Source organism: Gordonia sp. WA4-43 (assembly GCF_020520305.1).
Lineage (GTDB): Bacteria > Actinomycetota > Actinomycetes > Mycobacteriales > Mycobacteriaceae > Gordonia > Gordonia hongkongensis.
Map to the genome: position 1 here is coordinate 4,943,946 of NZ_CP084736.1, position 13,795 is coordinate 4,957,740.

The following is a 13,795-nucleotide window of genomic DNA, read 5'->3' on the forward strand; positions in this document are numbered from 1 at the left end:
TATGACCCCACAGCACGTTCTCATCCTCGGCTCGGGAGCAGCCGGGGCCGCAGCCGCCCGCACTCTCGCCTCACGCGACGATGTCCGGGTGACGCTGGTGACCCGCACCGGGGAGACGCCCTATACGCGGATGCTCATCAAGGGAATCGCGTTCGGTCCGACACCGCCGGAGATGATCAAGCTCCCGCTGCCTCAGATCGAGGTCATCGCCGACACCGTGCTCAAAGTCGATACCTCGGCGAAGCAGGTCCAGCTGACCTCCGGCGCACAGGTCTCCTACGACGCGCTCATCGTCGCGACCGGGAGTATGCCTCGCTCCCTGCCCGCTGACGTGTTCGGCGGCGAAGACGCCGGACAAGGGCGGGTCACCGCTCTTCACTCCGTGGAGGATGCCCTGGGCATCCGAAAGCTGCTGACCGGACTGGGGCGACCCGCGCGGGTAGCGATCTACGGCGGTGGAATCATCGCAGCCGAGACAGCCTCGTCTCTGCAAGCCGACGGACGCATGGTCACGCTGGTCTCCCGCAGTTCAGTTCCCGGCGTCGGAGCGTTTGGGGCGCCCGTGGCTGAGCGCCTCGCCGCCGACCATGCCGCCAAGGTGCAGGCCCGATTCGGTCGCACTCTCCAGCATGTCGACGAAACAGAATCCGGTGTCACCATCACCCTCAACGACGGAAATCCCGTCGTGGCTGACTTCCTTCTCCTCGCGCTCGGCACGACGCCCGCAGCCCCGTCACCGTGGACGAACGGTATCGACGTCGACGATCACCTCCGCGCCGCGGCAGAACACGTCTACGCAGCCGGAGGTGTGGCCACGCACCACGACGAGGCACTGGGCGCCTGGCGCATCGACCATTGGGAAGACGCCGCCGCACAGGGTGCGCATGCCGCGCAGGCCGCATTGCACGACCTCGGCATTAGCGACGATCCGGGCGCCTACCTGCCACGCAGCCCTTACATGGCAATGGTCTACGGTCAGATGATCTCCGGAGTCGGGTACACAGCCGGCGCAGACGCCCACCTGGAAGCCGGTGAGGAGTTCATCGTCCGCCACGAGACCGACGGCATCGTCGTCGGCGTCACTGGCATCGACGCAGTCGGCACCGTCTACCAGTGGGGGCAGCAGCTCCACGGCGTGCGGGCATAGGCGATGGCGGGAGACTGTATTAGGCAGATCCCACGGCGGGGCTTCGTGCTCTCGCTGGCAGCGACCATTCTCATGATGGCCGCTGCCAGCGCGCCGTCCTTGTTCTACCCCCAGATCGCCGAACGGCTCGGACTCATCCCCGTCGCCACCACACTCGTGTTCGCGGTCTACACCTTCACCCTCCTGGCCGCGCTGCTCTACCTCGGACCACTCTCCGACCACGTCGGCCGACGTCCGGTCGTGGCCGCCGGTTCTTTGGCGCTGGCGCTGAGCGTGGCCATGTTCTGGTTCGCCGGTAGCCTCGCGGCGCTCCTGGTCGCCCGAGCCTTGCAAGGGCTCGCAGCGGGTCTGCTGATCCCGGCGCTGTCGGCGATGATGATCGACTTCGAGTCCCCGTCGCATCGGAACATCGCAGCCCTGTGGAACACGATCGGCCCGATGATTGGCCTTGGGGCCGGGGCTCTCGGTGCTGCGCTTCTCCTCGATCTCACCTCCGAACCGACAACTGCCGTCTTCGGGTCGCTCGTGCTTGCCTTCCTCATCGTGGCAACGGTCGTGTGGAGCACACCGGAACTGGCCCCGAAGACCCGGATACGACGTGGCGACCTCCGTCCGCGGTTCACCGTGCCACCGCACCTGCGCCGCATGTTCACCGCCGGAGTGCCCGTGATCATCGCCGGGTGGGCGACCAACGGGCTTTTCCTCGCGCTCGGAGCCGACCTCGTCGGCAGTGAGCTTGGGGGCTCCACGCACACCCAAGCTGGGATCGTCATCTTCGCACTGGCGATCTCCGGAGTCACCGCCTCGTCCGTCCTACAGCGGCGTTCCGCCCGCACCATCAGCCTGTATGCGACCAGTGCCCTGGCGTTCGGCACCGCAGTGAGCATCGGCGCCCTCGCACTCGGTTCCTACTCAGCCTATGTCGCCTCGGTCGCGATCGTCGGTTCCGGGTTCGGCACAGCGTTCCTCGGGGTACTGCGCACACTCATGCCCCACACGGCATCGTCGGAACGCGCCGCCGTGATGGCTGTGATCTACACAGTTGCCTACCTGGCATTCGGCGTGCCCACCATCGTCGCCGGATTGCTCGTGCCGGTGCTCACCCTGTCGGGGACGATGACGATCCTCGGTGCGATCATCATCGCCCTCAGCCTCGTCGCCACCGTCCTGCGCCTGCGCATCCCGCACCCGGCCGCAGGCCCGGCAGAGACTGACGACTTCCCCGAGCCTCCCACCGGCTCTCACCGCCGATCCGCACCCGACCGAGAGGAGCAGCCATGACCTACGTGATCGCGCTTCCCTGCGTGGACGTCAAGGACCGCGCCTGCATCGACGAATGTCCTGTCGACTGCATCTACGAGGGCGAACGCTCGCTCTACATCCACCCCGACGAATGCGTCGACTGCGGAGCCTGCGAACCGGTCTGCCCCGTCGAGGCCATCTACTACGAAGACGACCTGCCCGACGAATGGTCTGACTACTACAAGGCCAACGTCGAGTTCTTCGACGAGTTGGGTTCTCCCGGAGGAGCCGCGAAGATCGGACCGACGGGCTTCGACCATCCCCTCATCGCCGCATTGCCCATCCAACACGAGCAGACCCTCTGAGAAGGGGCTTCCGATTGATCCATACCGACACAACACACAAGCCTTGACTAGTACCCCCTAGGGGTATATGGTAGGCATATTGATGAAAGGAAATGACATGCAGAGGAGACTGCGAACAGGACTGGCAGCGGGAGCGCTCGGAGTGGCGCTCGTGCTCGCCGGTTGCGCCAGCGGAGCAGACGACGACCAGCAGACCGACCCTTCGGCTACTGAGGAGCATCAGGGCCACGGCGGCAACAACGCAGAAAGCGGTGATGAGGAGATGGAGCACCCGATGGACGGCGGACCGGCACCCGAGGGTATCGCCGAAGCCAGTGAGCCCACCTACCCTGTCGGTACCGAGGTGCAGCTCACGGCCGACCACATGGAAGGCATGGAAGGGGCTACAGCAACGATTTCCGGCGCATTCGACACGTACACGTACTCCGTGAACTACACGCCCGCAGGTGGCGGCGACCCCGTCACTGATCACAAGTGGGTCGTGCAGGAAGAAATTGAGGATGCCGGCGACGAGCTTCTGGCCGACAGCACAGAGGTGACTCTGCTCGCCGAGCACATGGAAGGCATGGAAGGCGTAAAGGCCACCATCGCTTCGTCCACCGATGAGACGGTCTACATGGTCGACTACGAGACGGACGGCATGAAGATGACGAACCACAAGTGGGTCGTCGAGAGCGAGATCCAACCAGCGTCCTGAGCCGACGTTCGCTTGCCCGGCCACCGGGTGAGCGGCAATCGGCCTGGCTCGATGACGGAGGAGAGGAATCATGACGGACCCGAACTCACACCAGCACCACGGCCACGAAACCGATACACCCGCCCACGGCGAGCATCACCACGGGTCTGTGTCCGCGCACGCCTCGGCGGATGCGCACGGCACGCGCGAGGGTCAGCACACCGGGCATCAGGGCCACGCCATGGACCACGGGCAGCACTCAGGCCACACGGGCCTCGACGAGCACGGCGGCCACGATGAGCATGCCCAGCACGGTGGGCACGGAGATCACAGCGGCCATGGCGGGCACGGGGACCACGTTGGCCAGTTCCGCCGGCTGTTTTGGATCAACCTCGTCATCGCCATCCCCGCGGTTGCCCTCTCACCGATGTTCGCCATGCTGCTGGGCTACGAGGTCCCCGGCTGGGCGGGCTGGGTCGCCGCGGCACTGGGCACCGTCATGTACGTCTGGGGCGGCAGGCCCTTCCTCACCGGTGCCGTCAGCGAGTTGAAGTCCCGCAAGCCCGGGATGATGCTGCTCATCGCTCTGGCGATCACGGTGGCCTTCTTCGCCTCCTGGGCCGCCACGCTCGGGCTCGTCCATCACGAGCTCGAATTCTGGTGGGAACTGGCGCTGCTGACCGTCATCATGCTGCTGGGCCATTGGATCGAGATGCGCTCCCTGGCCCAGACCACCTCGGCGCTCGACTCGTTGGCGGCACTGCTGCCAGACGAGGCCGAGCGCGTCGAGGGCGAGAACGTCGTCAAGGTGGCCCCAGCCGACCTCGACGTGGGCGACGTGGTCATCGTGCGCCCCGGCGGCAGCGTCCCGGCCGACGGAACCATCGTCGACGGCCGCGCCGACATGGACGAGTCCATGATCACCGGCGAGTCCCGCCCGGTCTCTCGCGGCGAGGGCCAGACCGTCACCGCCGGCACCGTCGCCACCGACTCCGGCCTGCGGGTGGAGATTACCGCCACCGGTGACGACACCGCCCTGGCCGGCATCAACCGGCTCGTCGCCGAGGCGCAGAACTCATCCTCCCGCGCCCAGCGGATCGCCGACAAGGCCGCGGCCTGGCTGTTCTGGTTCGCTCTTGGCGCGGCGCTGGTCACTGCGGTCGTCTGGACGCTCATCGGCATGCCCGACGAGGCCGTCGTGCGCACCATCACCGTGCTCGTCATCGCCTGCCCCCACGCCCTCGGCCTGGCGATCCCGCTGGTCGTCTCCATCGCCACCGAGCGAGCCGCCCGCGGAGGCGTCCTAGTGAAGGACCGCCTGGCGCTGGAGTCCATGCGGCAGGTCGACGCGGTGCTGTTCGACAAGACCGGCACGCTGACCAAGGGCGAGCCCACCGTCACCGGCGTCGAGCCGACCGGCGAACTCGACGCCGACCAGGTCCTCGCCCTCGCTGCCTCGGCCGAGGCCGACAGCGAGCACCCGCTCGCCAAGGCCATCGTCACCGCCGCCAAGGACAAGGGCCTTGCCCTCCAGCAGGCCAGCGGCTTCTCATCCTCGCCCGCCGTCGGCGTCACCGCGACCGTCTCCGGCCAGAAGGTCCGCGTCGGCGGGCCCCGGCTGCTCGAGGAGACCGGTCAGCACGAGGTCGGCACGGCCGAGGCATGGCGCTCCGAGGGCGCGATCATTCTGCACGTTCTCCGCGGCGGCCAGGTGGTCGGCGGGCTGAGGCTCGCCGACGAGGTCCGGCCAGAATCCCGCGACGCCGTCGACGCCCTCCACGCCCTCGGTGTCGAGGTCGTCATGATCACCGGCGATGCCGAGGCGGTCGCGAACGAGGTCGGACGGGAGCTCGGCATCGACCGCGTCTTCGCCGGCGTGCGCCCGGAGGACAAGTCCGCGAAGGTCTCCCAGCTGCAGGAAGAGGGCAAGAGGGTCGCGATGGTCGGCGACGGCGTCAACGACGCCCCGGCTCTGGCGCAGGCCGATGTCGGCATCGCGATCGGCGCGGGCACCGATGTCGCCATCGCCTCGGCCGGGGTGATCCTGGCCAGTTCCGACCCACGCAGCGTGCTCTCGATCATCCAGCTGTCGCGACGCGCATACGGCAAGATGAAGCAGAACCTGTGGTGGGCCGCCGGCTACAACCTTCTTTCGGTGCCGTTGGCGGCCGGTATCCTGGCACCGGTGGGATTCGTCCTGCCAATGTCGATCGGCGCGATCCTGATGTCAGCCTCCACCGTGGTTGTCGCGCTCAACGCCCAGCTGCTGCGGCGCATCGACCTCACACCCGAAGCCAGCACGCGTTCCGTCCTGGAGCGCCAGAAGTAAGGACATGCCCATGTCTGTCGATACCGATTCCCACCAGCACGGCTACATCAGCGACAAGGAGCGCTATCTCGGCCGCATGAAGCGCATCGAAGGACAGGCGCGTGGGATCGCGAAGATGATCGATGAGGAGAAGTACTGCATCGACATCCTCACCCAGGTCTCCGCTCTGACCCGTGCCCTCCAGGGGGTTGCGACTGGTCTGCTCGACGACCATCTCAAGCACTGCGTGCTTGATGCCGCCAAGCTCAGCGACGAGGCGGCCGTCGAGAAGATCCAGGAAGCCACCGACGCCATCAACCGGCTCGTTCGCTCCTGAACCCGGACCCCGATCACCGCGTTCCAGGACACGGCGGGCACAAACCCTCAGGATGCCAGCGCGCTTGATCCTTGCCGACGCGCCGTCCGCCCGCGACGCGCTCACCTTCGCTAAGCGGGCCGCGCAGGCCGGTGCCCATGGCGTGCGCTTGCAGGCCGCGGCCGGGCTGCTGCGCATGAGCGCAGCCGCGCTAACGCCCCGTGGTCCGCTCGACCGCACTCCTACGATCCTCGTCCTTCGCACGCTCCGCTCCGACCCTCAGCTGCAGTGCGACGTCACCGTGGAAACGTTGACCGCGACCGCCGTCCCTCTTACCCTGGCGTTGCCGGAAACCGCGCTGGCACCCGCCTGGACCAGCGTCGAACCCCCGCAACACGGGTGGAGACTTATTGCGGATGTGTCCAGCCTGACGCTGATGCGCAGCGCCCGTGCCGGCATCGAGGCCGTCGCCCAAGCACTTCCCGACAAACCCGGCGACGATGTCGTCCGCAAGATCCGGGGCACGGTTTGGGGCACCCCGGACACGGCACTCGCATCGCTGCCACAAGGCGTTGCGTTCGCCGCCTACGTCTTCGGGTTCCTCAGCCGAGGAAACGGGGCCACGATCTCAACCGCCGGCCGTTGGACGCGGTTGACCCTCCCGACTGGACACGTGCTCCTGCGCGGACCCGTCGCCTCTGGCCTCACCCCGATCCGCCGCACCCGGCCACGCGTTTCCGAGTCCGTCACATCGATTGAATAACCCTTGATACCCTATAGGGGTATGGGGTAGTATTGATGACTATGAAAAAGGTTGAGCACGTGCACGCCACGTATGACACACCGCATCTGAATGCGGCGGTCGGAGTCTTCGCGTTGCTGGCGAATCCGGTGAGTGTGAAGATGATCCTCGCCATTCGCGACATCGAGGTCTCTGCCAATCACCTGGCGGACATCGTCGACCTTCCCGTCGACCAGACCTCCCACGAGCTTCACCGCCTGGAGTCGGCCGGGATCGTGAGTCGGCAGCGACGCGAGTCCGGCGACTTCTACCTATTGAACGGTGTGCATGCCGGGGCGCTGGCTGAGGCTGCGATCTTCCATGCCGAACATCAGCAGCAGGAACGCACTCGTGCGGGTTCTCCCACCTCGAACTCGCGACCGAACTGACAGAGGAGGCATCATGCCCCGTTTTTCCCGATTGACCCCTGAGACCGCAGTGGGGGCCTCACGAGACTTGCTCGGCGATCTCGTCGAGCGGCACGGCCAGGTCGGAGACATGGTCTCGACGATGGCGCACTCCCCGGCGGTGCTCGGCGGCTATCTGCAGCTGAGCAAAGCCATGCGTCGCGCCAAGCTCGACCGTAAGGTCAGCGAGCTCGTTTCGATCGCCGTGCAGTCGAAGCAGGGATGCGGAATGTGCCTGGCCTCGCACATCAGCGCGGCACGATCGCTCGGGGTCAGCGATGACGAGATCGCACTCGCCCAGCAGGGTACGGCGATGACCGGCCCGGTCGCGGCGATGATCGCGCTCGGCCTCCAGGTCTACCGTGAGCCTACGTCGATCACCGACGAGCAGATTGACGAGCTTCGGGGATACGGGTACAGCGACCGTGAGATCTCTGATGTCGTCGGGGTCGTGTCGCTGAACATTCTCACCGGCGCCTTCAACCTGGTTGCTGGCCTCACGCCGGGCGACTGACTTCGCCGGCGACTTGGTGCCTTGGCCGAGAGGATAGGCAGCGGTCTGCAAAACCGTTTACACGGGTTCGAATCCCGTAGGCACCTCCACTTCCCGCTGAGCCCAATAGGACACACGTCGTTGGAGGCGAGTGATGGAGAGCCAGCACATCTTCAACGGTGACATGACACGCGCCGCGCGCATCCTCGTGAAGGTGAGCGCCCAATATATCGCCCGTGAAGCCAACGTGACCAAGGAAGAGTTGCGCGACTTCGAGAAGGGGCGACACGACTTGTCGTAGAAGAAGCAGGAGCGTGTGCGGGCCGCCCTCGAAGAATTGGGGCAGAGTTTCTGCCTGACGGACCCAACGGCGGCTACGGCATCCGTCTGAAGTTCGGCCGTTCCAGGATCTACTCACTTGAACGTTGCGAGGGCGAGGGCGGGCCGCGGCTCACAACAGAGTCTGATCGTCGGACCCAGGCCCATGTGCCCTTCTCGGAACCGGATTCAAACCTACCTTTTCACCTGGAAGATCGCACCACGGCCTCACTGCGCATCCTGGTGCCGTTGCGCCTGGGCCGGCTTTGGCCGTCACACCTTGCCTCTGTTCCAGGAATGGAAGCGTGGGCACGCTGAGCTCATCGAATACAGTCGCCCGACGGACCCGATCTGGGCCCTGCGCGACGGGGGCGATCGATGCCGCACTCATCCGCTCTTCTTCACCCAAACGTGCCATTGGTCCGGGTTTGGAGCGGTTACCGCTGTTCACCGAACGCCTGGTTGCATCGGTGACGAGTACCGACTCGCGTGCCCGGCAGGAGTCGGTGACCCTAGCCGATCTCGCTGACGGGCCGGTGGCGGTCTGCGCGACCGCTCCGACGGCCACCGGGGAGCTGTGGAGTACGACTGCTCGCATGCCGCGCACGATCTCGGTGGCGAACACGGACGAGTGGTTAACCCGCATCGCTGTCGGCGACGCCATCGGCATCACTGCAGAGGCGACAACGCACAATCACCGCGCGCCGGAGGTGGTCTATCTGCCCATCGAGGATGCCCCACGGGTGACCGTGGCGCTGACCTGGCCAGGGCAGAGGAGGAGCCACCCGCAGGTAGGGGTCTTCGCCACCTGCGCACAGGACTACTTCACCCGACTCATCGACATCGGCTCCCCACCCCGCCTGCTCTCCACCGGGGCCGATGGTCAGCTGACGTAGCTCCCCACTGCAGCTATGCGACCGACCATCCCCCAGGTAGCCCATCCTCGGGTGCGACGGGACCCCTGAGTTTCATTCCGTGTCGGAGCAACAGATCACACTCGACAATATCGCTCTAGCGCGATATGATCGCCCTATGACGATGATTCAAGAGGAGGGGGCAACCCTCGACGAAGTGGCGACAGTAGCGTACGCCCACCTGTTCCAGGCATTTGCGGAGCCGACGAGGTTAGCGATCGTGCAGCACCTCGCCTCCGGGGAGCACCGGGTCCGGGACCTGGTCGAGCACATGGGCCTGGCCCAGTCCACGGTGAGCAAGCATGTCGGCTTCCTCGTCGAGTGCGGCCTGGCGACGATGCGCCCGGAAGGGCGCTCCACCTGGTACTCGCTGGCACAGTCCGAGCTCCTGCGTACCCTCATCGCCGCTGCCGAACGCCTCCTCGATGCCACCGGCACGCAGGCCCTGCTCTGCACGCACCTGCGACTCCCACATACCCACCACGCGACAGATACGGACAAGAAGTAGACATGGGCGCAGGACACAATCACGGCCCCGCCGCCAGCGAGACCGGTCACCCCGGAGATTTCCGCAAGAAACTCTGGATCGCATTCTCGATCACCGCGACGATCGTCGTCGCCCAGGCCATCGGCTCGATCATCACCGGCAGCCTCGCACTGCTGACCGACACCGCCCATGCCATTACCGATGCCTCCGGGCTGCTGGTCGCACTGATCGCCGCGACGCTGATGCTCAAGCCCGCCAACTCCAAGCGCACCTGGGGGTTCCGGCGTATCGAAGTGATCGCAGCCCTCGGACAGTCGGCACTGCTGCTGGCGGTGGGCACCTACGCCGCCATCGAAGGCATCCGGCGACTGTTCGAGCCGCCGGAGGTGCCCGCAAGCGAACTGCTGATATTCGGCATCATCGGCCTGGTCGCGAACATCATCGCCATCACCATCCTCGCCTCCAGCCGCGGTTCGAACTTCAACATGCGTGCCGCGTTCCTCGAAGTTCTCAATGATGCCCTCGGGTCGCTCGGAGTGATCATCGCGGCGATCGTCATCGCCACGACCGGGTTCATGCAGGCCGATGCCATCGCCGGACTGCTTATCGCCACATTGATCGTGCCTCGCGCGTTCAAGCTCATGCGCGAGACCACCGGCGTCCTTATGGAGTTCACTCCCAAGGGCCTCGACCTCGACAAGGTGCGTTCGCACATCCTCGAACTTGACCATGTCAAAGATGTCCATGACCTGCACGCCTCCACTGTGGCGACCGGCCTGCCGACCCTGACCGCCCACGTCGTCGTCGACGACGAGTGTTTCACCGACGGTCATGCCGCGCAGACGCTCCACGAGATCAAAGATTGCGTCGCAGGACACTTCGAGGTCTCCATCCATCACTCGACCTTCCAGATCGAGACCGAGCACATTGCCGAACATGAACCGGAAATCAGCAAGCACGACTGAACGCAGTGCCCCCTCCCGGGCTCGTTCCGGGGGCTTCCGCGTCACGCAGGTAGGCACTACCCCTATGGGGTAGTATGGCCAATTGGCACCACGGCAGACACGGCAAGGAATCCCATGAAAAACTTCAGGCCATTCCCGAAGTACGGCGGAACGAAAACCGCTGCAATCACCGTCGTGGTCGGCGCTTTCCTGCTCACCGGATGCACGGCCGCCAACGACTCACCCTCAGCCTCCTCGGCCAGCGGAGCCGAGATCCTTGCCGAGAACGGTCTCGATGGCCTCGACGTGCGTGAGCTGGTCGAAACGCTCGATGCGATCCCGCTGGACGAACGCACGGAGACCTTGACCACGTCGATCACTGCGGAGGCGGTCACGCTCACCGATCAGCACGAACACACGGCAGAGGTGCGGTTGCCAAGTAACGAGATCTACGTATCCGTCGCCCCGTATCGGTCGCAGACCCATGATTGCTACTACCACAGCCCGACCGGATGCCTGGGTGAGCTGCGCAACGCAGACGTGGCCGTCACGGTGACGGATGCGACGACCGGCGAGACGATCGTCGACGAGGAGATGAGAACCCTCGACAACGGCTTCGTCGGGATCTGGCTGCCCCGAGGCATCGAGACGTCGATCTCGATCACCCACGACGGCCAGACCGCCACCTCCAAACTTTCGAGCGTCGACGACGATGCGCAAACCTGCTTGACCACGATGCGACTGGCCTGAAACCAGCACCACGGGAATACCCCCAGGGGGTAGGGTGTTGTGGTGTGCGTGCGGTCTATCGCACGCAACGTGTAACAGGAAGGAAATCAGTCCCATGAGCGAAGTCACCACCGTCGACACCCAGACCTTCGATGAGGTTGTGCTCCAGAGCGACGTTCCCGTTCTCGTGGACTTCTGGGCAGCCTGGTGCGGCCCGTGCCGTGCAATCGCGCCGGTCCTGGACCAGATTGCTGCCGAGCAGGATGGAAAGCTTCTCATCGCCAAGCTCAATGTCGACGAGAACCCCGACATCGCCTCGCGCTACAACATCAGTTCGATCCCTGCGATGAAGGTCTTCGACAAGGGTGAGATCGTGCGCGAGATCATCGGGGCGATGCCGAAGCCGCAGATCGAGCAGCGCCTCGACGGTATTATCTGAGGCTCGGCCGTCGAACTGTTCCCGAACTCCGCCGATCGTTGCGCGGCAGTTGACGATCGCCCAAATCAGCGTGGTTCCATACGTAGTCCAAGACTGCGCAGGGCAAGGAGCGCTTGAAGTGGCAGGACCCCGTTACCCAACGCGGTGTTCTGCTGATTTGCAGTCAGATCACCCATCGGGTCGGTGATCCATCCGACTGGCAGACCTATAAGCCATTCCACGAACTCCGGCGACGAACGTGGCCCTCTGTCCTCGTTCAGAACTGCGGGGGCAGGGGCGCCGCGTCGGGTGATGTGCTCCCATCGTGCGACGGCGTCGGCGTATCGCCCCCAGCGACGAAGATGCTGTCGACTAGCGCGAACAGGGTCTCCGCTGCGTTCGAGTTGATGGTCGAGCCGCCCGGTCCGTTAAGTGCGAGGTCGATTATCTGATGACTCAGTGCGATAGTGCCGCCGCGGGCTCTGACCGTCTCCATCGTCTCTCCGCCCCGAGAGGAGTCCGTTGCTAGCGGCGTCCGGAACAGCGCCCCTGCGGTAGGCGACGATGAAGATACGGAAGCGATGGTGATCAGCGCCGGAAAGTGAAGCCGGTAGGCCGATCCATCGTGCGTCATACCGCAAGTCGGCCAGGTCTCCGAGTACGGCGCCTGCCGTCCGAAGAGGTCGGGCTGATGCGTCCCCCAGACCGCACGGGTCGGATGCCAAGTCGCAAACGGTTGCATGGCCAGCGGCTGTAGGATCACGGTCAACGGGTCCACTTGATACCCCTTCGCGGGTCGGGTAGCGGGGGCCGAGAGCAACCCCTTACGTTCTCGATCACGACGCACGCGGGTTGCAGCTCCTCGATTGCGCGTGCCATGCACGACCAGAGCCCCGAGCGAGTACCTGGCGCGATGCCTGCACCCTTGCCGACGATTGAGACGCCCTGGCAGGGGAAGCCGCTTATCACGATTTCGACCGGCGGTACGGTACTCCAGTCTATGACGGAGATGTCGCCGAGGTTTGGGGCATCCGACCAATTGTGAGAGAAGACTTGCGCGACCGAGGTGTTGATCTCGGAGAACCAGACCGTATCCCCCACCAGTGGCGTGTTCGACGGCAAGGTCGAGCCCTCCGTACCCGCTGAAGGTCGAGCCAATTCGCGGCGAGGAAACGGGGGGAAGTGCGACGTGCAGACACAAGTTGCTCCGGGTGATTGGCTTTCCCGGTGCTGAGCGGTTGCCTGCCCTACCGGTCTGGTTGCTGCCAGGTAAGCGAGTCCGTCTCCGGCGCCGAACTTCTCCAGCGCTTCCCACTCACCTCCCTGTCACCTGCGCGACCCTTACCGGGCTTCCCACGGCATAATTTTTGGCTCGGCGTTCTCTCGTCGCCAGCCTGATCACCTACCGCTCAGAGTTGGTCCACACCTCTTGCAGATCAAGGTGTCAACCCAGGTTGACAAGGCTTCGCGGCGGCGGGATCGCGCGGTCACCTGGAGATCGACAGGCCCCGCGGCGGGCCGAGCGAAGGGACAGGAGACAGGTCATGGTGGAACGGGTGGAGCTCGCGATCACGGAGCTGAGCGAGGCAAGATCGCTGACGATCTACGTCGTTACGGCGCCTACCATGAGCGCACGGGAGTCGATCTCTGGAACGTGTTCACGAAGCAGAAGCCGCACGAGCTGGAGCCTCCGAACCTCACGCAGGAGATCAAGGGCAGGACTGCCTCGCACCACGCGGTTGCTGAGAGCTGCATGGCGATGGCCTCCGTCATCGAGAGCGAGAACCCGTTGCTGCTCACTCCGGAGACGGTCCAGCTCATCCAGGAAGCCTTCGGCGACATCTACGGTGGCGAGTTCCCCCTTGGGCCGCTCGCACGGCAATGTTCTCCCGCATGGCCTCCCGTCGCATGAGTGAGGCCGCCGGGAACGGATCGTTTGCTCTCGCTGAGTTCGTTGTGGTGAACGCGGAGCTGCAACCCTCTGATGCCGAGCGCTACGAGGCCGCGATCATGCACTACCTGACCGAAGCCAACGCGAAGATCAGCGAGCAGCTCGCCGAGTTGCGCACAAGCATGGACGGTCTGAACGAGCAACTCCAGGCGCAACGGCGCGAGATCGACCAGTTGCGCAACCCCAGTGCAACACGCCGACAGCTCCCGAACCCCTTTCGCTCGACCTTCGAGCCCACCGTGCAGGCTCCCCGGCGGCGCGGCCCGTCCGACGACGGGCCGGCCCTGTAGCCAACCTCC

19 protein-coding genes and 1 tRNA gene are annotated in these 13,795 nt (G+C 65.1%); 18 read left to right on the forward strand and 2 right to left on the reverse strand.

The window, feature by feature from the left end:
- The first annotated feature begins 1 nt into the window (after window position 1).
- The 4 genes from LEL84_RS22370 to LEL84_RS22385 all read left to right on the forward strand — a co-directional run bounded on the left by LEL84_RS22370 (window position 2) and on the right by LEL84_RS22385 (window position 3,451).
- On the forward strand, window positions 2-1,147 hold the full coding sequence (locus tag LEL84_RS22370; RefSeq protein ID WP_006214163.1) for an FAD-dependent oxidoreductase: 1,146 nt from the start codon (window positions 2-4) through the stop codon (window positions 1,145-1,147).
- A gap of 3 nt (window positions 1,148-1,150) precedes the next feature.
- Window positions 1,151-2,428: an MFS transporter gene (locus tag LEL84_RS22375; RefSeq protein ID WP_100244661.1), complete on the forward strand. Its 1,278-nt coding sequence runs from the start codon at window positions 1,151-1,153 to the stop codon at window positions 2,426-2,428.
- Window positions 2,425-2,754, forward strand: a complete 330-nt coding sequence (fdxA, locus tag LEL84_RS22380) for a ferredoxin (protein WP_006214165.1) — start codon at window positions 2,425-2,427, stop codon at window positions 2,752-2,754. Before LEL84_RS22375 ends, fdxA begins: the two co-directional genes overlap by 4 nt.
- Before the next feature lie 97 nt (window positions 2,755-2,851).
- Complete coding sequence (locus tag LEL84_RS22385) at window positions 2,852-3,451, forward strand: YdhK family protein (RefSeq protein ID WP_226512802.1); 600 nt, start codon at window positions 2,852-2,854, stop codon at window positions 3,449-3,451.
- A gap of 85 nt (window positions 3,452-3,536) precedes the next feature.
- Here LEL84_RS22385 and LEL84_RS22390 read toward each other — a convergent pair whose 3' ends face one another.
- A complete protein-coding gene (locus LEL84_RS22390; protein ID WP_226514407.1) occupies window positions 3,537-3,689 on the reverse strand; it encodes a hypothetical protein in 153 nt (50 codons plus the stop codon).
- A 168-nt stretch (window positions 3,690-3,857) separates the two neighbouring features.
- On the opposite strand from LEL84_RS22390, the gene LEL84_RS22395 reads away from it, so the two are divergent.
- The 12 genes from LEL84_RS22395 (at window position 3,858) to trxA (ending at window position 11,566) form a co-directional block, all read left to right on the forward strand.
- The gene (locus tag LEL84_RS22395; protein ID WP_413466896.1) at window positions 3,858-5,759 is read left to right on the forward strand and encodes a heavy metal translocating P-type ATPase; all 1,902 of its coding nucleotides are present in this window, start codon (window positions 3,858-3,860) and stop codon (window positions 5,757-5,759) included.
- Between the two features lie 10 nt (window positions 5,760-5,769).
- Window positions 5,770-6,075 (forward strand): metal-sensitive transcriptional regulator, encoded by a 306-nt coding sequence (locus LEL84_RS22400; protein ID WP_006214168.1) that lies wholly within the window; start codon window positions 5,770-5,772, stop codon window positions 6,073-6,075.
- Between the two features lie 64 nt (window positions 6,076-6,139).
- Window positions 6,140-6,817: a hypothetical protein gene (locus tag LEL84_RS22405; protein WP_225984161.1), complete on the forward strand. Its 678-nt coding sequence runs from the start codon at window positions 6,140-6,142 to the stop codon at window positions 6,815-6,817.
- Between the two features lie 41 nt (window positions 6,818-6,858).
- Entirely contained in the window at window positions 6,859-7,224 is a 366-nt protein-coding gene (locus LEL84_RS22410; protein ID WP_061873197.1) for an ArsR/SmtB family transcription factor, read from the forward strand.
- Between the two features lie 13 nt (window positions 7,225-7,237).
- Complete coding sequence (locus LEL84_RS22415; RefSeq protein WP_040560569.1) at window positions 7,238-7,756, forward strand: carboxymuconolactone decarboxylase family protein; 519 nt, start codon at window positions 7,238-7,240, stop codon at window positions 7,754-7,756.
- Between the two features lie 15 nt (window positions 7,757-7,771).
- Window positions 7,772-7,845: transfer RNA gene (locus LEL84_RS22420), tRNA-Cys, on the forward strand.
- 44 nt (window positions 7,846-7,889) lie between these two features.
- On the forward strand, window positions 7,890-8,036 hold the full coding sequence (locus LEL84_RS22425) for a hypothetical protein (protein ID WP_156491183.1): 147 nt from the start codon (window positions 7,890-7,892) through the stop codon (window positions 8,034-8,036).
- 322 nt (window positions 8,037-8,358) lie between these two features.
- Window positions 8,359-8,949 carry a LysR substrate-binding domain-containing protein gene (locus tag LEL84_RS22430; protein WP_197464198.1) on the forward strand — a complete coding sequence of 197 codons (591 nt, stop codon included), beginning with the start codon at window positions 8,359-8,361 and terminating at the stop codon, window positions 8,947-8,949.
- 136 nt (window positions 8,950-9,085) lie between these two features.
- Complete coding sequence (locus tag LEL84_RS22435) at window positions 9,086-9,475, forward strand: ArsR/SmtB family transcription factor (RefSeq protein WP_040560570.1); 390 nt, start codon at window positions 9,086-9,088, stop codon at window positions 9,473-9,475.
- Window positions 9,476-9,477: 2 nt separating this feature from the next.
- A complete protein-coding gene (locus LEL84_RS22440; protein WP_006214174.1) occupies window positions 9,478-10,419 on the forward strand; it encodes a cation diffusion facilitator family transporter in 942 nt (313 codons plus the stop codon).
- A 114-nt stretch (window positions 10,420-10,533) separates the two neighbouring features.
- On the forward strand, window positions 10,534-11,148 hold the full coding sequence (locus tag LEL84_RS22445; RefSeq protein WP_179861205.1) for a CueP family metal-binding protein: 615 nt from the start codon (window positions 10,534-10,536) through the stop codon (window positions 11,146-11,148).
- A gap of 94 nt (window positions 11,149-11,242) precedes the next feature.
- Window positions 11,243-11,566 (forward strand): thioredoxin, encoded by a 324-nt coding sequence (gene trxA / locus LEL84_RS22450; protein ID WP_006214176.1) that lies wholly within the window; start codon window positions 11,243-11,245, stop codon window positions 11,564-11,566.
- 744 nt (window positions 11,567-12,310) lie between these two features.
- Here trxA and LEL84_RS24950 read toward each other — a convergent pair.
- On the reverse strand, window positions 12,311-12,646 hold the full coding sequence (locus tag LEL84_RS24950; RefSeq protein ID WP_225984242.1) for a DNA cytosine methyltransferase: 336 nt from the start codon (window positions 12,644-12,646) through the stop codon (window positions 12,311-12,313).
- A gap of 553 nt (window positions 12,647-13,199) precedes the next feature.
- Between LEL84_RS24950 and LEL84_RS22460 the strand changes: the two genes are divergently transcribed.
- Window positions 13,200-13,457 (forward strand): hypothetical protein, encoded by a 258-nt coding sequence (locus tag LEL84_RS22460; protein ID WP_006214177.1) that lies wholly within the window; start codon window positions 13,200-13,202, stop codon window positions 13,455-13,457.
- Complete coding sequence (locus tag LEL84_RS22465; RefSeq protein WP_040560571.1) at window positions 13,439-13,786, forward strand: hypothetical protein; 348 nt, start codon at window positions 13,439-13,441, stop codon at window positions 13,784-13,786. Before LEL84_RS22460 ends, LEL84_RS22465 begins: the two co-directional genes overlap by 19 nt.
- Window positions 13,787-13,795: the final 9 nt, after the last annotated feature.